The 17,026-nt window shown below is 33.4% G+C and carries 17 protein-coding genes and 1 tRNA gene; 13 read left to right on the forward strand and 5 right to left on the reverse strand.

Annotation, left to right across the window (positions count from 1 at the left end; translation table 11 throughout):
- Nucleotides 1-120: 120 nt before the first annotated feature.
- Complete coding sequence (locus tag ABLO99_RS01725) at nt 121-2,460, reverse strand: hypothetical protein (protein WP_349967988.1); 2,340 nt, start codon at nt 2,458-2,460, stop codon at nt 121-123.
- Nucleotides 2,461-2,556: 96 nt separating this feature from the next.
- On the opposite strand from ABLO99_RS01725, the gene ABLO99_RS01730 reads away from it, so the two are divergent.
- Nucleotides 2,557-3,915 carry a phosphomannomutase/phosphoglucomutase gene (locus ABLO99_RS01730; RefSeq protein WP_349967989.1) on the forward strand — a complete coding sequence of 453 codons (1,359 nt, stop codon included), beginning with the start codon at nt 2,557-2,559 and terminating at the stop codon, nt 3,913-3,915.
- 132 nt (nt 3,916-4,047) lie between these two features.
- On the opposite strand, the gene ABLO99_RS01735 is transcribed toward ABLO99_RS01730, so the two are convergent.
- The 3 genes from ABLO99_RS01735 to ABLO99_RS01745 are packed head-to-tail and all read right to left on the reverse strand — an operon-like array spanning nt 4,048 to nt 7,048.
- On the reverse strand, nt 4,048-4,635 hold the full coding sequence (locus ABLO99_RS01735) for a CvpA family protein (RefSeq protein ID WP_349967990.1): 588 nt from the start codon (nt 4,633-4,635) through the stop codon (nt 4,048-4,050).
- 57 nt (nt 4,636-4,692) lie between these two features.
- The gene (locus ABLO99_RS01740; protein ID WP_349967991.1) at nt 4,693-5,280 is read right to left on the reverse strand and encodes a riboflavin synthase; all 588 of its coding nucleotides are present in this window, start codon (nt 5,278-5,280) and stop codon (nt 4,693-4,695) included.
- A 40-nt stretch (nt 5,281-5,320) separates the two neighbouring features.
- Nucleotides 5,321-7,048, reverse strand: coding sequence for a hypothetical protein (locus ABLO99_RS01745; protein ID WP_349967992.1), 1,728 nt, complete (start codon nt 7,046-7,048; stop codon nt 5,321-5,323).
- A 763-nt stretch (nt 7,049-7,811) separates the two neighbouring features.
- On the opposite strand from ABLO99_RS01745, the gene pheS reads away from it, so the two are divergent.
- The 11 genes from pheS (at nt 7,812) to ruvC (ending at nt 15,844) form a co-directional block, all read left to right on the forward strand.
- Nucleotides 7,812-8,855 carry a phenylalanine--tRNA ligase subunit alpha gene (pheS, locus tag ABLO99_RS01750; protein ID WP_349967995.1) on the forward strand — a complete coding sequence of 348 codons (1,044 nt, stop codon included), beginning with the start codon at nt 7,812-7,814 and terminating at the stop codon, nt 8,853-8,855.
- Nucleotides 8,856-10,091, forward strand: coding sequence for an NTP transferase domain-containing protein (locus ABLO99_RS01755; RefSeq protein WP_349967997.1), 1,236 nt, complete (start codon nt 8,856-8,858; stop codon nt 10,089-10,091). It abuts the gene before it with no gap.
- Nucleotides 10,092-10,173: 82 nt separating this feature from the next.
- On the forward strand, nt 10,174-10,644 hold the full coding sequence (locus ABLO99_RS01760) for a P44/Msp2 family outer membrane protein (RefSeq protein ID WP_349967999.1): 471 nt from the start codon (nt 10,174-10,176) through the stop codon (nt 10,642-10,644).
- A 476-nt stretch (nt 10,645-11,120) separates the two neighbouring features.
- Nucleotides 11,121-11,423 carry a 50S ribosomal protein L21 gene (gene rplU, locus ABLO99_RS01765; protein ID WP_047759297.1) on the forward strand — a complete coding sequence of 101 codons (303 nt, stop codon included), beginning with the start codon at nt 11,121-11,123 and terminating at the stop codon, nt 11,421-11,423.
- Between the two features lie 10 nt (nt 11,424-11,433).
- Nucleotides 11,434-11,703, forward strand: coding sequence for a 50S ribosomal protein L27 (rpmA, locus tag ABLO99_RS01770; protein ID WP_047759296.1), 270 nt, complete (start codon nt 11,434-11,436; stop codon nt 11,701-11,703).
- 8 nt (nt 11,704-11,711) lie between these two features.
- Nucleotides 11,712-11,788 (forward strand) — tRNA-Ile (locus tag ABLO99_RS01775).
- Nucleotides 11,789-11,824: 36 nt separating this feature from the next.
- The gene (gene metK / locus ABLO99_RS01780; RefSeq protein ID WP_410543409.1) at nt 11,825-13,000 is read left to right on the forward strand and encodes a methionine adenosyltransferase; all 1,176 of its coding nucleotides are present in this window, start codon (nt 11,825-11,827) and stop codon (nt 12,998-13,000) included.
- A gap of 94 nt (nt 13,001-13,094) precedes the next feature.
- A complete protein-coding gene (locus tag ABLO99_RS01785) occupies nt 13,095-13,772 on the forward strand; it encodes a TenA family protein (protein ID WP_047759295.1) in 678 nt (225 codons plus the stop codon).
- A gap of 48 nt (nt 13,773-13,820) precedes the next feature.
- Nucleotides 13,821-14,480: a TenA family protein gene (locus ABLO99_RS01790; RefSeq protein WP_047759294.1), complete on the forward strand. Its 660-nt coding sequence runs from the start codon at nt 13,821-13,823 to the stop codon at nt 14,478-14,480.
- Between the two features lie 47 nt (nt 14,481-14,527).
- On the forward strand, nt 14,528-15,355 hold the full coding sequence (locus tag ABLO99_RS01795) for a cytochrome c oxidase subunit 3 (RefSeq protein ID WP_349968001.1): 828 nt from the start codon (nt 14,528-14,530) through the stop codon (nt 15,353-15,355).
- Nucleotides 15,356-15,844, forward strand: a complete 489-nt coding sequence (ruvC, locus tag ABLO99_RS01800; protein WP_047759292.1) for a crossover junction endodeoxyribonuclease RuvC — start codon at nt 15,356-15,358, stop codon at nt 15,842-15,844. It begins immediately after the preceding gene.
- 27 nt (nt 15,845-15,871) lie between these two features.
- Here the strand turns inward: ruvC and ruvX are convergent, their stop codons facing one another.
- A complete protein-coding gene (gene ruvX / locus ABLO99_RS01805; RefSeq protein ID WP_349968003.1) occupies nt 15,872-16,339 on the reverse strand; it encodes a Holliday junction resolvase RuvX in 468 nt (155 codons plus the stop codon).
- Between the two features lie 199 nt (nt 16,340-16,538).
- On the opposite strand from ruvX, the gene ABLO99_RS01810 reads away from it, so the two are divergent.
- A complete protein-coding gene (locus ABLO99_RS01810; protein ID WP_349968554.1) occupies nt 16,539-16,856 on the forward strand; it encodes a hypothetical protein in 318 nt (105 codons plus the stop codon).
- The last annotated feature ends 170 nt before the right edge of the window (nt 16,857-17,026 follow it).

Genomic DNA, 17,026 nt, shown 5'->3' on the forward strand with positions numbered 1-17,026 from the left:
GGTCTATAATTATTTTTCAATACGGTTTTTTATTGAAAATTTCAGAAGAATGGAGTACAAAAGAGCCTCACATTTTTTTATTAAATAGACATTGGATTAGCTACAGTTGAAGCAAAATCATCATTTTGAAGGAGTAGATTTTTCTGAAGCTTCAGCAGGAACTATGTTTGGATCTGATAGTTCTGTATTTACCTTGATTGGCTCTAATGGAGTTTTCTGCTCTTCCGGTTTATCGTCTGGAATTGGAACAGGCCAATCCATAATGTTTTGCGGTATGTTTGTTCGAGCTTCCTCTTCCTTAGCCTCTCTTTGATCTGCTAAAGATGACGCATTAACTACTGTACCTTTAGTAGCTTTTTGTCTTAGTTGTGTATTTTCTTCTTGTAATTGCTTTAAATTTTTCTTTAACTCATCAATCTCTTTTATTTTTTGTTTTAATTGCTCAGATATAGTTAGTTTGTCTCTAGTCAATTTTTTGTTTTCTTGTCTTAACCCACTAGCTATTCTGCTTGAGTTGTTGTTTACAGCTTGTATATCTTGGTCTTGCTGCTGCATGCTTGTTCTTCTACTTTCATATTCAACTTCAGTTTGAGTTGAGATAGCTGCCTGATATTTTTCCTGCTGTAATATGTCCTGCAATTGCTCTAGAGCGTCTTTAACAGACTTCAGCTCTTCTTGTGTGTGTGTTAACATACCCTCCTTTGCCTTAAGTTGTTGTTTAAGCTTATCTATTTCCTCATTCGTATTTACCTCACTCATCTCATCTGCGGGTGATCTTCCAGGTTCAAGTTGTCGAATTTTCCTCTCTAAATCTTCGTTTTTTCTCTGTAATGCATTGAATTCTTGAGACAATAGTTTCATCTCTTTAGCCAATGTATTATTTTTCTCTTTTTCTTCCGTCAATTCTTCTACCAACTGCTTTTCGTGATTATCCTTTAAACCTTCTGCCAATGTTTTCTTTAGATCATTTTCCAAATTTGCATTCTTTTTTTCTAGTGCACTTAACTTAGCTTCACTTTGCTCTAATTTTTTCTGCTGCTCTTCATTTATCCTATTTATTTCATTTTCTTTATCTTTCAACTGATCACTTAACTTACCAATTGCATTATTTTTACCCTGTAGTTCTTTTTCTAACGCCTTTATTTCTTGTGTTAGTTGTTCAATACCTTGATCTTTTTCTTGCGTTATTCTTTTCAATTCAGCTTTAAGTCTTTTAACTTCTCCTTCCAAAATTTGCTTTTCTTCACTTAATGTTCTTATCTCTGTATCACCTTCCTTTTCTATATTTTGATTAAGTTCTTCTGATTTTTTGAGTTTCTCTGTAAGTGACTTAATAGAAGCATCTTGTTCCTTGATTTTTTGATCTCTTTCAAATATTGCTTGCTGTTGTTCATTAACTTCCTTTTTCAAGGAGTTACGTTCTGACTTTAGATCCTCAAGCTGCTTTGCCTGCTTTGCAAAATATTGAGCAAACGTTTCTTTTTCTTCTTTTAACTCCTCAATTCCATCTATAATTTCATCCACTCCATTTTCTGATCCTTCTTGTTCATACTCTTTCTCGTCATCAGACATGCTATTCTCAAGCATTTCATCTTCTTCGTCACTAAATTCACTAACGCCAGAGAAAGAACTTCTACGCGAACCAGGAGAGGAATATCCACTACTACTTAGTATAGGTGACTGTGGTGAATTTTTTGTAAATGTTTCCTCTGCTGGTGTTTGCTGCTCGTTCACACTTTTGCCCATGTCAGTAAAAGCTTGATACAGAATTTTTCCGTTGATAAAAACTTCTTTATTCTGCTCAACTAATTCTAATATTTTCTTTTTTGTTTCTTCTGATTCTAAATCTTTGAAAATTAAATCACCAAATTTTGGCTCACCAATCACTTTTTCTATGCCATTAGAATTTACTTCTACAGTCATGCTACAATCTACGCTATTGCCTTTAGAATCCTTAGCTTGCCAGTTAATGGTCATCTCACATGAGCTTGAACCAGTAAAACCATAGTGCCTTTCGCTGCCTTTTTTGGTTGCAGTTATTTGACTATCTTTCCCTAAAGATAGGTTATAAACCTTACCTTCGTCGCTGGCTCTCAAAAGGGTACTAATCTCTATTGGTTTTTCTTTATTTTCAAACCTAATTTGAAAGTCATTATCTTTTGTTGTATATACTAAGAAATTTTCACCTGGTAGGGATGCTTCAAAATTTTTATGTGTTTCATTTATTGATTGCTCAAATTTTTGAAACTCATTTTCCCACTTTAAATTTATCTGTTCTTTAATGTCCTTATCTTTGCGTAAAGGGCCAATAAAATACCAAATTAAGTTTTCTTCCTCTAGTTTTTTTATAAAATCCTGAAAATTGTTGCAAGATTCAATGAAACTTAAAATATCATTTTTCTTTTGCTCATCTACATCTAAATCTTGATTTTCAGCTATAAATAAGTTTTCTTTTGGCATAATTTCTATTTTTAGAGAACTATGTTATAATATTAGTATATTTTCTTAAAAAATCAACTAATCTTATAGTTAAATAAACTTGAGTATTTGGCGGGAATGTTATATATTAACCACTCCAAGAAGTGCACTATGGACAATACTATTATAAGAAAATACGATATTAGAGGTGTGGTAGGCAGAGACCTGCAAATCAGTGATGGATACGAGATAGGCAGAAAATTTGGTCAAACTGCAGCTAACGTTTGTGTAGGCTATGACAGCAGGATAGATTCACCAAGCATAGAAAAAGAATTAATCAGAGGCTTAATTTTATCCGGTGCGAATGTTATACGCGTTGGGCTCTGTTCTTCACCTATGCTCTACGCTGCAACGATGCAGGCAGACCTTGGAATTATGATCACTGCTTCTCATAACCCCAGCGAATATAATGGCTTTAAATTTTTCAGTAGTAAAAAAGTTTACTCAGATCAAGAAATGAAGGAAATTATAGGCAGTACAATTAAAAACAGCACGAAAATTGGAAGCTTAATTAACACGAACACATATAGTGAGTATATTCACATATTAAAAAATGCGCTCAAGAATAACACTACACAAAAACTAAAAATAGCCTGGGATTTTGGCAATAGTCCAACAATTGTAAGATATATTGAAAAGGTTTTACCAGATCATATACACATCGTAACCAATAACTCTATAGATGGAACATTTCCACTGCATGATCCAGATCCCATAGAAGAAAAAAATCTTGCTCAGTTAATCAATATTGTCAAGAAAGATAAATGTGATCTTGGTATTGCACTTGATGGTGATGGTGATAGGGTACGCTTGATTGATAATAAAGGTAATGTTGTTTCCAATGATCACTTATTTATGATTTTTGCACGTGAAGTATTGGCGGAACACCCAAAAAGCAAAGTTATTGCCAACGTAAAAATGAGTATGAAAGTGCATGATCTCGTTAGTAAATTAGGAGGACAAATAATTACCTGTGCCACTGGACACTCACTAGTTAAGAAAAAGATGGTAGAAGAAGGAGCAAAGTTTGCCGGTGAACTCAGTGGCCATTTTTTCTTTTCTGAGCTGGGTTTTGATGATGGACTATATTCTGCTATTAAAGCCATTGACATTTTACTTAAGAAAAACCAAAGCCTATCTGAGATGATTGAAGACTTACCAAAGTTATATATCACTCATGAAGTGAAAATTGTAGTAAAGGATGAGAAAAAATTTCAAATAATTGAGTCAATAAAGGAGACACTAAAGCAGAAAAATATTGTATTTTCAGAGCTTGATGGTATTAAGGTAACTGATAATAAAGGTTGGTGGCTTCTTAGAGTATCAAATACGCAAAACTGCATTACAGCAAGATGTGAAGGAAATACCTTAGAAGATTTTGAACTCACTAAAAAAGTTTTGTTTTATTACATCGATGAACTAAAATCATACATTTAAATTTTTTTGATGGTTTGTTTATTCAAAAATGTCTGCAGTTTTGTTTGATTAATAATAGGGATTGGTATGACCTATGGCGCACTGCTGTGAATAACAGCTGTCTAATCTAGTTTAGCTATAGAAAGTGAATACTCACTTTTCTTTATTATTTTTAGATTTTTCTTGATCAACCATTTCCTCACCAATCTCTTTTATTTTTAGTATCAACGACTCTGGTACATACATGTCAATTACTTCTTCTGTTGTCACAAATAGAGCCTGGTAAGAGTGTGAATTGATTATCCAGTTAGGCAATATGTCTTCTGCTTCTATTTTAGACTCCCCCTCTTTTTTATCGTATACTGCGTGGCAATATAAGTGCACAGCAAAAAATAGTACATAAGAAAGCAATATTCCTCTAAGTGCTCCGACAAACATTCCAGTAACTCTATCCATTAATCCCAACCTTATGGGTGATAATATGTACATTAGCCAATTATTCATTGTCATGAATGTAAGATTAAGTACGATAAATACAGAGATTGTAGAAAGTATGTTCTGTGTGACTTTAGAGTCAAAATACTTACTATAATTTATAACAAAAAAATCATAGTAACTGGCTGTCAAAAAGACTGATAAGAACAAGAACATTAATGCGCATAGCTCTTTTATAAAACCTCTAGTTATCGATATTATTACACACAAGACAATAATAAAGATAATTAGGCTATCGAAAAACATATTTTGTATCTATATGATTTTCAAGATATAATAGTTATAAATAACAAAGTTGTAAAATTAATTGTGTTGATATTTTATCAGCTGGTCTAAGTACCGAGCAATCATATCAACTTCTAAATTTAGGCAATTACCTGTTTTATTATGCTGAAAAGTTGTGTTTTTCCATGTATAGGGAATGATATTCACAGTGAACTCTTGATTGACAACTGAATTTACTGTGAGAGAAACCCCATCTAGCGTTATAGAACCTTTTTTCGCAACAAATTTAATTAATTCTTGTGGGCACGATAACTTGACTTCATGAGAATCTAAATTTCGTTCAATTGTTAAGATTCTTACTATCCCATCAACATGGCCCTGAACCAAGTGGCCATCAATCCTATCACTCAGTTTCATTGCTTGTTCTAGGTTTATTTTTTTTCCTATTTTCCACATATTTAAGTTAGAAACCTTCATAGTTTCTTGAGATAATTGAACTATGAATACATCGTTCATTATGTCGACAACAGTTAAACACACTCCGGAGCAGGCTATTGAATCTCCTTTATTTACAGAGGATAAATTTTGTGTTTTGATGTGGAAGGAGTTAGAGTGAGTGGTGATATCAATTACAGTTCCAATATCTGTAATAATTCCTTTAAACATGCAATAAAATAAATAATTATATCACAAAAGATCTTATTTGTTAGGTGCGCAAAAGAAGATCTTTTTTACTTATCTGCTCAATAGATTCTACAGAATATTTAGAATATATAAGGTAAGCCAGGCTCAAAACGCACAGTGTAATTAATATTGGTAACCCTATGTTTAATGTTAGACCGATACTTTCCCTTTTTTCTGTTGGCACCAATTCCTTTAAAATTGACACTTTTCCCAGCGGCAAGTGCCATAGGCAGAGTGCTGATATAGAAGCTGCTACTAAAAATAGACAAAAATAAGTCTCTTTCGAAGAAAACATAGCTTTTAATGGTGATTTGAGACTAATATTAGTAGGCAATCGAGTTTTAGCTTCATTTATTTTTGGTAAATGGTCTACAGCTTTGCTTGGTAAAATTTCATGAGAAATCTTCCTAAGCTGTGGAGAAGATTGTATAGGAATGCCCGAAACTAATTTGAGCAATTGCACTTTTTTTCTATCTACTTGCTTTTTTAAATATTCTTTACCTAGAAGTGAGTTATTAGGAGGTTGTGGGCTTTTGAGTACCTTTACTTCTGATATCTCATTCGGCTCTAATATTTCATGTAGTTGTTTATCTTGGAAATAAATAATATTAAACACTGAGTTGAAAATATTGTAAAATGTATCTGGATCTTGATTTTTATATTTACTTACTACTTCTACGAATATTTCATCGAGTTTTTTTCCCTTGTGCTCAGCCAAATTATCTACTATAGCTAATCTAGCATCAAATTGAACTTGTTTTATGATTGATTGTTTTTCCTCTTCCGATAGTTCTTTGGCCTGCTTTTTCGACTTCTTTTTTCTGTTAGCTTTAAAGTAGTCTGTGTGCGACCTAGTTTGACCTATATCCCGCTCTGTTTCTTGAGACACTAAATTTCTTGTGCTATCCTCTGTTGTCTGAGTAGCTGACACTGGTTCTTTTTCTTTTTGGTCAAGTGCTGGAATAACACCAGGTGGCATATTGTTACTCTGTATAGAAAATTTGGGCAGTTGTGGGAAAAAGAATTGTGCCGTATTAAAAAAATTGAATGGCTGAAAAAGAGACCTAAACCAGGAAAAATTTTCATGCATTGCAGCAACAATTACTGGTGGACGTGTAATTTGCTTTCTGTTACTTGCTATATTGTAGCCAAACGAACTTTGCACAATTTGTTTATCTTGCGTGTTCCCTTTTTCAACCACATTTTCGTTTTTATTTTCAGTTTCTTCTACTTGTAATGTATCTTGATTTTGCTCCTCATTTTTGGCTTTTTCTATATGTTTTAGCCGCTCATTCAAGGATGCCTCAATTTGTTGCAAGCTATTGAGGTTGATGTTTTTAACGTCTGTTTGTAGCGTTATTGTTATGCCCTGTAGAAGGATTTGAATTGGAGCATTACTTATGAATTTTTCTACAGTTTTGTTAGTTTTATAGTAGTTATTGTATAATTCTTCACTTTCTTTTAGCACTTTTATATTGGCTGTGAAGTTTTTCTCCCGAGAAAGGCAGATAAAAAAATCAATTAAATATTTTGTTTGAGATAATACTGCATTAGGGTTTACCTCTGTTAGCAGCTTGAGCTTAAATGAAAACTCTTGTGTATCACTTGCAACATTTTTTGAGCGAATGGTGCTAATCTCCAGCACTTCATTAGAAAATGCTTTACTTATGTCTTTGGATCTATCCTTAAAAAACTTAGGTAAATCCTCCATTTCGTATTTTCTCTGAGTTTTTATGTTACTGTTATGCATGAGTAAATTTTTTAATGTAGAGTGAAATAAAAAACACAATTAGTCAATAAATTAATAATTAGAGTACCCTTGCATAACAGTAGCGTGTTAGATTCAATAAAAGCAGAAAAAGTTACTTTACAAACCTCATCAGTCTTCTTATCATGACAATGAGAGTATTTATCCTTGTTTTTAATCTCTGCAGATTTAACAACAAAATTCAGTAAAAAACTCAGGTATATATTGGCAGATTACATAAAATTATAGCGGCTGCATGTCTTTTTTATTTTTTCTACATTCAGCCAAAACGCTCTTTAAATAAGCGTTAGCACATTATTACAATGCCAATTTACATTATTATAGGGTCAAAACTCACTACTGAGGGATTCTTTTGCCTTTTTTTGCTTGGTAAATTTCTTAATATTTTTGATTAGTTAGGAGTCCTATAGAGATGTTATTCCAGCACTTCTTACTACCTGTTATGGATCCCAGTGTCAAGCACTGGGATGACAAGAAAGAAAGCGCTGATTTCATATGCATCTGATAAAAAAGATGATGTCATGCCAGTGCCCAGACACTGGCATTCAGTTTTTTCATGATCATCAAAACGTTGTATTTTAACATAAAACGGCTACTTTTATGCTTACCAACCTAATAAAATTCCTGGATTCCAGACTGGAATGACAAGAAGGAGAGTACTGGGATGACACCTTTTTATCCAAATAGTTTTATTGATGATATTAAAGATTTCACTATAATGAAAGTTTAAGCTAGCGTTTTTAAGGTGAACAGGGAGCTAATAAGTGAAATACCTTTACTTGAAGATAAGGCAGTTTCTGAGATTGAAAGTGCTGCTTCTTTGCAAGATTTAGAAAAAGTTAGGTTGTCATACTTGGGGAGAAAGGGTCTAATAAAGGCTTATTTTGATGATTTAAAGAATATAGATGATGCAAGAGAAAAACGCGATCTAGGTGCAGTTATTAACGTTTTACGCAATAAGATAGACCAGCTTATAACAAGCAAAGAAAATGAACTAAAAGCTGAAGAAGTTAAATTAAAACTGCAAAATGAAGCAGTTGATATCACACTGCCTGTCAGACCAGAAAGAATTGGCAAGATTCATCCACTGAGCAAAGTTATAAGTGAAGTAAAGCTCATTTTTGCACATATGGGCTTCAAAGCAGTTGATGGTCCTGATATTGAAGATGAATTTCATGTGTTTGATGCGCTAAACACTCCGAGTCACCACCCTGCGCGCGAAGAGCAGGATACCTTCTATTTAAGAAACAAAATAAATGATAAAAGAGTGGTGCTGCGCACTCATACCTCATCTGTGCAGATTAGAACCATGGAAAAGACAAAAACTTTTCCAATTAAAATAGTGACTGCAGGTAGGGTATACAGAAATGACTTTGATGCAACTCACACTCCTATGTTTCACCAGATAGAAGGGCTTTATGTTAATGAAAATGTCAATATGGGCCAATTAAAGTTTACTATTCATCGCTTCCTTAGTAAATTTTTCGGAGATAAAGGTCTAAAAATACGCTTTCGTAATAGTTTTTTCCCTTTCACTGAGCCTTCTGCAGAAGTGGATATAAGCTATAAAGATAGTAAATGGATTGAAGTACTTGGATGCGGTATGGTGCACCCAAATGTCTTTCAAAATGTTGGCATAGACCATACTAAATACAGTGGCTTTGCATTTGGGATTGGTATAGAAAGGCTAGCAATGCTGAAATATCAAATTAGTGATCTAAGGAGCTTTTATGACAACAGAATCAGTTGGCTCAACCATTATGGTTTTCATTTTTCGTCTTTAAGATAAGTGACAAACAAAGCTTATACATTTGTTATACTTGCTGCTGGGCATGGTAAACGAATGAATTCAAGCTTACCTAAGGTTCTGCACAAAGTAGGTAATTTCTCTATGCTTGAGCACGTCATTTATAATGCAAAACAGCTAAATCCTAAAAAAATAGCTGTTGTAATTGATTTGCCTTTAACTCAAAGGCTGGAATGCTTTGAGGGTATAAAATTAATTACACAAGAGTCAACGCTTGGCACAGGGGATGCAGTCAAAATTGCAATGAGAAATCTGAAAGAATTGTCAGATATAGTTGTTGTGCAGTATGGGGATACTCCACTAATAAAAAGCAGCACAATAACTAAAATGATAAGCTGCTTGGGAGAGAGCAATGCTTTAGTTTGTCTTGGATTTAAAACTAATAATAAAGGATACGGTAGACTAATTATTGAGAACGGTTCCCTAAGAGAAATCGTAGAAGCACAAAATGGTAGAAATAATGATGAGGAATTTCTTGCTAATGCCGGAATAATGGTTGCACGTGAAAAGAATCTACGTGAATTGGTGGAGAAAATAGAGTGTAATAACCAAGCTCATGAATATTACTTGACCGATATCGTTGCCATTGCAGTAAAGAGTAATTTAAATGTTGGCTACGTTATTGCTGATGAGGAGGAGGCAACTGGCATAAATAATAGGAATGACCTTGCAAAGGCTGAGTTTTACCTTCAAGAAGACAAAAGAAAGTTTTTCACTAACTCTGGAGTAACGCTTGTTTCTCCAGAGACTGTTTTTTTCTCTCTTGATACGCAAATTGGTATGGATTCGATTGTTTATCCATACGTTTTTTTTGGTCCTGGAGTAAAAATAGGATCTGGTGTTAGGGTTGGTCCATTTGCCAAATGTGAAAATACAACAATAGGTGATGGTGCAATCATAGGTAATTTTGTTGAAACAAAAGCAAGTGATATAGGTATAAATACTAAGATAAAGCATTTAAGTTATATAGGAAATACTCAGGTAGGGCAGGGGAGTAACATAGGTGCAGGTACCGTTATTTGTAATTATGATGGGAAAAAGAAACATAAAACAAATATTGGAAGCAATTGTTTTATTGGTGCCAATAGTTCATTAATTGCACCGCTTAATGTGCATGATGACTCTCTAGTTGCAGCAGGTAGCGTTATAGTGGAAGATGTGCCAAAGAGAAGTCTTGCAATTGCAAGAGAAAGGCAAATAACAAAAAAAATAAAATAATTCCAATTTTTTACTTGCAATTTATACTATTTTTAATATTTACATGCTTGTATACGCATGTATTAATCTTTAGAGGATAAAAATGAAAAAATTACTTACTTTGTTGGCCTGCTGTTCTTTGTCAGTACCATCTTTTGGAGTTGATTGGATTAAAGATAGAACATACACCTCTTCGTCGTATGGCATGCTCGGTGTTAACTATGATCTTGGCTATCATTGTACAGATAGCGTTAAAATTTCATTTGGCCCTGCAGTTAAACTTGTTATTAATGAAGGGATTTTAGATGCGGGAATTATGGCAAAACTTCATTATCATTATAAATTTGAAAGTACAGATATTACTCCTTATATTACTTTTGGTGTGGGAGGAGTTGCTAAAATTCCTCTGTCAGAAGAGCAAGGGACAGACGTAGAAGGATTTTTTTCCTACCAGATAGGTTCTGGTATTAATCTTCCACTTTCTGAGAGAACAAATGTTTTTGCTGGCTATAAGCTGCAAAAGTTCCATGAACTTTCGCATGGAGTTGAACTTGGAATGAGTTTTAATTTGTAAGCTCTAATTGAATGTTTTTTAGTGAAAGCTTGAGTTTTTATTAGCATCTTAAAGTTTTAATTAGTATCTGTTCAGATGTATGGCTAATGTGCAAATAATTGAAATGGAAGTGTTTCTTTTCTTGTCATCCCAGTGCGTGACACTGGGATCCAGGGGCACTCAGTTGGTAAACACGAAAGCGCTCTACAACGTTTCTTGTGAAAAAGGACTGGATGCCAGTGTCACGCACTGACCATTTGTTTCTATGTTTTTTTGTCTATCTTATTTTGCCACTTTGTTGAACGGATATTTTCATTAGAAAGAAGTAAAGTAGGGGAAATTAAGAATAGTCAAGCCTTAAAACTCTTGTTTTTAAAACTTAACTACTCTCTAGGGAAAAGTAGATAAAGATAGAAGTATTTCGTGTTTTTATTTATATTGACAGTATGTATAACATCATTTACGATTAGTGTTAATAACGATAATTGATATTTGTCATGTTTGCAGTGATTGAAACTGGTGGGAAGCAGTATTTAGTAAAAAAAGGTAGCATAATCAAAGTAGAAAGATTACAAGCTGAAGAAAAAGAGGAAGTGGAAATCAATAAAGTGATTTGTATTTCAAATAATGGCTTATCTTGTTCATCTAGTGCTATTGTTAAAGCCGAAGTGCTGGAGCAGTGTAGAGATAAAAAAATTATAATCTTTAAGAAAAAGAGAAGAAAGAATTACCGTAGGAAAATTGGTCATAGGCAGTATATCACTGTTCTTCGTATCAATGAAATTAGTCTTCAAAAGTAAGAGGTAAGATATGGCAACTAAAAAATCAGGTGGTAGTTCCTGTAATGGTAGAGATTCTGCAGGGCGTAGGCTCGGAGTAAAGAAGAATGGGGAGGTTATTCCTGGTAACATAATTGTACGCCAAAGAGGTACAAAATTCCATCCTGGAAAAAATGTTGGTATGGGTAAAGATCATACAATCTTTGCTAAAATAGAAGGCTGGGTCAGTTTTAGAAAATCAGCAAATAAAAAGACTTTTATTGATGTTGTACCTACAGATGATATGCAAGCTTTGGCTTGAATAAATATGGGTCTGTAGCTCAGGTGGTTAGAGCGCACGCCTGATAAGCGTGAGGTCGGAGGTTCAACTCTTCCCAGACCCACCATTTAGACTTACAGTAGTTTTGATATTGTGTAACTAGATGATAATTTTACATAAGAATTTAGTAACTAGTGAGTCAGTAGCAGCCGGTCATCCAGACAAAGTAGCAGACCAGATTTCAGATGCAATACTTGACGAATACCTTTTTAATGACTCTTCTTCACGTACTGCAATAGAGACTTTGGTTACCAAAGATAATGTTATTATAGCTGGGGAAGTGTTTGGGCCTAACATTGAAAATAACAAGATTGAAAGTATTGTACGAAATACAATAAAAGATATTGGTTATGAGCATGATGGTTTCCACTGGAAAACAGTGAAGATAAATATATTGCTACATGAACAATCAAATGACATTGCAATAGGTGTGGATCAAGGCGCTGGAGATCAGGGCATAATGTATGGCTATGCAACAACAGAGACGGAAAGCCTCATGCCGGCACCCATTTTTTATGCACACTTGATTCTAAAAAATATCATTAGTATGGTTAAAGAGGTAAAGCTTGGCCCAGATGCAAAGTCACAAATTACTTTGGCGTATGAGAATAACCTTCCAGTGTGTGCTGAAAATGTTGTTGTTTCGATACAGCACTCTGAAGGTCTGAGTCAATCGAAAGTGAAGGAAATAATTTATCCTTACATAATTTCATCTTTACCTGAAGGGTGGATGTGTCCTGAGGAAAATCTCTTAGTTAATCCAACAGGTAGATTTGTTATCGGTGGACCGGTTGGTGATTGTGGGTTAACTGGACGGAAAATTATGGTTGATAGTTATGGAGGCTATATTCCACACGGTGGGGGAGCATTTTCTGGAAAAGATGCAACCAAGGTTGATAGATCAGCAGCTTATATGGCGAGATACCTTGCTAAAAATATTGTTTTTGCCGGCTTGGCTAAACGTTGCCTTGTGCAGCTTTCTTATGCAATTGGTGTCTCAAAACCTACTTCATTCTATATTGATACATTTGGTACGAATATAGTAGATGAAAAGAGGATTAAAAGGTTTATTGAAGGTAACATAGATTTATCAACTAAAGGTATCATCAGGCATTTATCGCTTAATCGTCCTATATATAAACGTACAGCCTATTATGGACATTTCGGTAAAAAGTCAGAAAGTGATGGTGGATTTTCTTGGGAAAGTATGGACTTATCTGCTGATCTTTGTAGAGAATTCAATATAGGAGACAAAAGTAGAACTGCTTTAAAGTTTTGATTCCTAGCTCGATACTGATATAATAACTTATTATTAAAGTGTAATTAGTTTTTTATACTAATTCTAGTGGCTTTTATATTTGTGAGGTTCATATATGTCTAACAAACCGAAAGAAGAATTTTACGATATTGCTGTAAGAGAATCATCTGATCTTATTGAAAAAATAAAAAAACATCCTTTCAATGTTGAATTGATTAATAATACGCTAGATTATGAAAAGTTCAAATTTTATCTTCAGCAGGATTTTTTATATTTAGTGGATTGTACTCGTGCTTTATTGATTATTGCAGCTAAAGCTAATGACGTTGAGATAATGAGCAGCTTAATAAATGTGGCAAGAGGAACGTTTGATGTTCGTAAGCAATATAAAGAATATTTTGCAGATTGTGATTTATCCGATAATCACAAGAAATCAAGAGCCTGTTCTGCCTTTACTGATTTTTTCATATGCGCTGCATATCATAATTTTGTTGCTGGGGCTTTGGCAGCATCTTACCCTTGCTTCAATATATACCAAATTATTGTGGATTATATGATGAATCAGGTAACACCCAAGGAGGTTAGAAATAACAAATACAAAGAGTGGATCAACATTTACGATAGCAAAGAAATGAATGCTGCGATTGATGAGGTTACTAATATTACAAATAAATTATATAAGGAAACTAACGATTGTGAAAAGAGAAAGATGCGTGGGTTTTTTAGGAAAGGGCTGGAACTAGAATTGGTGTTTTGGGATGAGATCTATTATAACGCAGGTCGCAACTTATAATCTAATATAGGGCAACTCGTGTCAGAATCTTGATTTTTAGTATTTTATATGTTTAGTAATATAATTAGGAATTGTTATGGATCGAATCTTTTGAGGGATGTAGCTAATCACCCTTTTAATGTTGAGTTAATGGACGGTACTTTAAATATAGAGAGTTTTAAATTCTATATCCAGCAGGATGCACTATTTTTAGATGGTTACATTCGTACCATATTGATCATTGCATCCAAAGTAGAAGATCTTAGCAATATTACCTCACTCATTGAAGTAGCTCAGGGCACAATAGCCATTGTGAGAGTTTTATATAAGCACTACTTTACTGTGTATTCCATAAGTTTTGGAGAGAAGTCTCTCAAGTGCTTTAATTTCACTAACTTTCTTTTATCTACCTCATATAGCGACACTTATGAAGCTATAACAGTTTTATACTCTTGCCATTTTATATATAAGGTTGTTGTTGACAGTATGAGAAATAAAATTAAGAAAAACAATAGATATAGAGATTGGTTTGATTTTTATAGCAGTAATTTAATAGGGTCTGGATGCATCGCTTTGGAAAGTATTGTTGATGAGTATTGCCAAAAAGTAGGAGAAAAAGAAAGAAGAAGAATGCTTGAATTGTTTAGAATAAGCGTGCAATTTGAGTTAGATTTTTGGAATAGCGCATATAATTTTTCAGAATTTGATCAAGATTTTAAGAAATATTGACAATTTTAAGCTAATTTGTATGCTTGATACGTATTTTTGGAGATGATATGAAAAGTAAAGAACATGATTTTCATTTAGTGGACCCAAGCCCCTGGCCAATTGCTATATCATTAGCAATTCTTGTTCTTGCACTTGGGTTAATTGGTGCACTCCATAAACAAATTTCTGGAATATTTGGTTTAGTTCTGGGGATCTCTGCAGTATCATGGATACTGTTTTTTTGGTGGAGAGATGTAATAAGAGAGGCAATTTATGATAAATGCCATACTGCCATTGTAAAACATGGACTCAAGCTTGCAATGTACTTATTTATCCTCTCGGAAGTTGTGTTTTTTATAGCGTTCTTTTGTTCATTCTTTAAAGCCTGGCTTGATCCGGTTTTTTTATTTGAAGCGTTTTCTCCTACAAAAAAAGTTGAATGGCCCCCTGAAGGGATTTTACCACCTGATCCATGGTCGTTACCATTTATGAATACGTTGATATTATTACTTTCTGGTACAACAATTACTTCAGCACATCATTTTTTACTTGAAAATGATAAAAAGAGCATGATTAAAATGCTGTCTATGACTATATTGCTTGGAGTTTTTTTTATAATAGTCCAAGCACTTGAGTATCATGAAGCAAGTTTTTCTTTACAAGAAGCAGGAGAAAAACTTATTTATACATCTAACTTTTACATGATTACTGGTTTTCATTGCGTTCATGTTATAATGGGTATAATATTTTTGTCAGTATGTTTATTTAGAGCTCGAAAAGATCAATTTACACCTCAAGATCACTTATGCTTTGAATTTGCTTCTTGGTATTGGCACTTTGTCGATCTAGTCTGGATATTTTTATTTTTGTTTATTTATTGGTTAAGCCTTTATTAAGTGATTAAAATAATAGGTCTAGATCCAGGGATGAGTAAGACTGGTTGGGCCATTATCAGCCTGAAAGAAAAGAATAATATTAAATTTTTGGGTGGTGGGACCATATCAACTGATGGTAAATTGGGTACAGGTGAACGTCTAAATATAATTTTTGAACAATTAAAGAAAGTAATTTTTCTATACTCTCCTAATGAAGCTGCTGTAGAAAAAATTTTTGTTAATAAGAATCCAAAATCTTCACTAACTTTAGGATATGCAAGAGCAATTGCAATTTTAGTATTACAAATGACGGATTTGACCATGAATGAATATGATGCGAACTATATAAAAAAGAGCATTACCGGAAATGGCCATGCTGATAAGAATCAGATTATATTTATGGTGAAGCAAATAGTTAAAAACTTAAACATAAAATGTCACCATACTGCTGATGCTCTTGCTACAGCAATTTGTCATGCTTATACGAAAAGCTCTTGTTTTATTAAGTAATTTTACATGAATTCAGTTTAAAAAAAACTATTTGATGGTGTTTATCTTATCTAATGTTCGTTGCAGAATAATACATGCAGCAATTTTATCATCTATTTTTTTCGATTTTGTGATTGATATTCCCGTAATTTTTAGTGCGTGAGTTGCAAGAGATGTTGATAAACTTTCGTCTTGTAGGTATATGTTTACTTTACATTTTTTTATTATTTTATTTGCGAATTGGATTATTGCTTTACACCATTCAGTCTCTTGGTCATCTATTGTGAATGGTAGTCCTATTACCATTGATCCAGCTTCATTTTCTTTAAGTATTCTATGTAAACAACCTAAATCTTTGCTTATATTTCTTCTGTAATATATACTATGAGCTGTGGCTATAAGCTGTGTTTTATCACTAAATGCTACGCCTATTTGTTTTCCTCCCATATCAAGGCACATTATGCGTTTATCTCTTGGAATAGACTTTAGAAACTCGTCTGGATTTCTATGTAGCATCTATTAGATTTCCTTTAAAGCCAAGAATAAACAAATAAGTTGTAGCGTGATATAGAGCTGTAAGAACGTTCTGTAAGGCAAGGTGTCATTCCAGTGCTTGACCACTGGAATGGCTTTGTTGCATAGCTCAGATGAAAAGAAGTGGCAGTTACTGACAAAATTCATTATAAAATAGCCATTTAACCCTTGAAGAAAAAATATGACACAAAAAATGAGAGTCAGTAACCAAAACAAATATAGCAAATTTCTTGAGAAAAGGGGAAACATTTTTCATTACGTCAGTGAAGCTATTGAAAATAGGTACGAAAATAGTCTAAAAATACAAGGTGGCAACTATATTTATAGTGATAAAGTTGTGATTTTATACCAATTCTCATTGTTGGCCAGTCAAATAGGAGACATTGCAGAGTTATTTAATTGTAGAGTGGGCAAGGGAAGCGACAAATTTACACAAAGTAAACTCAAGGAGAGTAATTGTATCGTATATTTTATTACGCAAAATGTTCGGGAGTGTTAAATAAACCATAGGCGTCAAGTTAAGAGAATATACCCAATATAGCAACCATTTAAGATAGGTATCTTATTTGTTATATTTATTTTTTTGAGAAGTTTTGATCTAAAATAAGATAATTTTTTTTAAAGAATCTATAAATTACTAATTTTGTCGTTTAATGTCTAAAATAATTT

This window comes from Wolbachia endosymbiont of Armadillidium arcangelii (genome assembly GCF_040207875.1).
Classification (GTDB): domain Bacteria; phylum Pseudomonadota; class Alphaproteobacteria; order Rickettsiales; family Anaplasmataceae; genus Wolbachia.

What these genes read in the sequence shown, in the direction of transcription:
- ABLO99_RS01725 (WP_349967988.1), bottom strand. Translation starts at nt 2,460, where the DNA reads ATGCCAAAAGAAAACTTATTTATAGCTGAAAATCAAGATTTAGATGTA.
- ABLO99_RS01730 (WP_349967989.1), top strand. Translation starts at nt 2,557, where the DNA reads ATGTTATATATTAACCACTCCAAGAAGTGCACTATGGACAATACTATT.
- ABLO99_RS01735 (WP_349967990.1), bottom strand. Translation starts at nt 4,635, where the DNA reads ATGTTTTTCGATAGCCTAATTATCTTTATTATTGTCTTGTGTGTAATA.
- ABLO99_RS01740 (WP_349967991.1), bottom strand. Translation starts at nt 5,280, where the DNA reads ATGTTTAAAGGAATTATTACAGATATTGGAACTGTAATTGATATCACC.
- ABLO99_RS01745 (WP_349967992.1), bottom strand. Translation starts at nt 7,048, where the DNA reads ATGCATAACAGTAACATAAAAACTCAGAGAAAATACGAAATGGAGGAT.
- ABLO99_RS01760 (WP_349967999.1), top strand. Translation starts at nt 10,174, where the DNA reads ATGAAAAAATTACTTACTTTGTTGGCCTGCTGTTCTTTGTCAGTACCA.
- rplU (WP_047759297.1), top strand. Translation starts at nt 11,121, where the DNA reads ATGTTTGCAGTGATTGAAACTGGTGGGAAGCAGTATTTAGTAAAAAAA.
- rpmA (WP_047759296.1), top strand. Translation starts at nt 11,434, where the DNA reads ATGGCAACTAAAAAATCAGGTGGTAGTTCCTGTAATGGTAGAGATTCT.
- metK (WP_410543409.1), top strand. Translation starts at nt 11,825, where the DNA reads ATGATAATTTTACATAAGAATTTAGTAACTAGTGAGTCAGTAGCAGCC.
- ABLO99_RS01785 (WP_047759295.1), top strand. Translation starts at nt 13,095, where the DNA reads ATGTCTAACAAACCGAAAGAAGAATTTTACGATATTGCTGTAAGAGAA.
- ABLO99_RS01790 (WP_047759294.1), top strand. Translation starts at nt 13,821, where the DNA reads ATGTTTAGTAATATAATTAGGAATTGTTATGGATCGAATCTTTTGAGG.
- ABLO99_RS01795 (WP_349968001.1), top strand. Translation starts at nt 14,528, where the DNA reads ATGAAAAGTAAAGAACATGATTTTCATTTAGTGGACCCAAGCCCCTGG.
- ruvX (WP_349968003.1), bottom strand. Translation starts at nt 16,339, where the DNA reads ATGCTACATAGAAATCCAGACGAGTTTCTAAAGTCTATTCCAAGAGAT.
- ABLO99_RS01810 (WP_349968554.1), top strand. Translation starts at nt 16,539, where the DNA reads ATGACACAAAAAATGAGAGTCAGTAACCAAAACAAATATAGCAAATTT.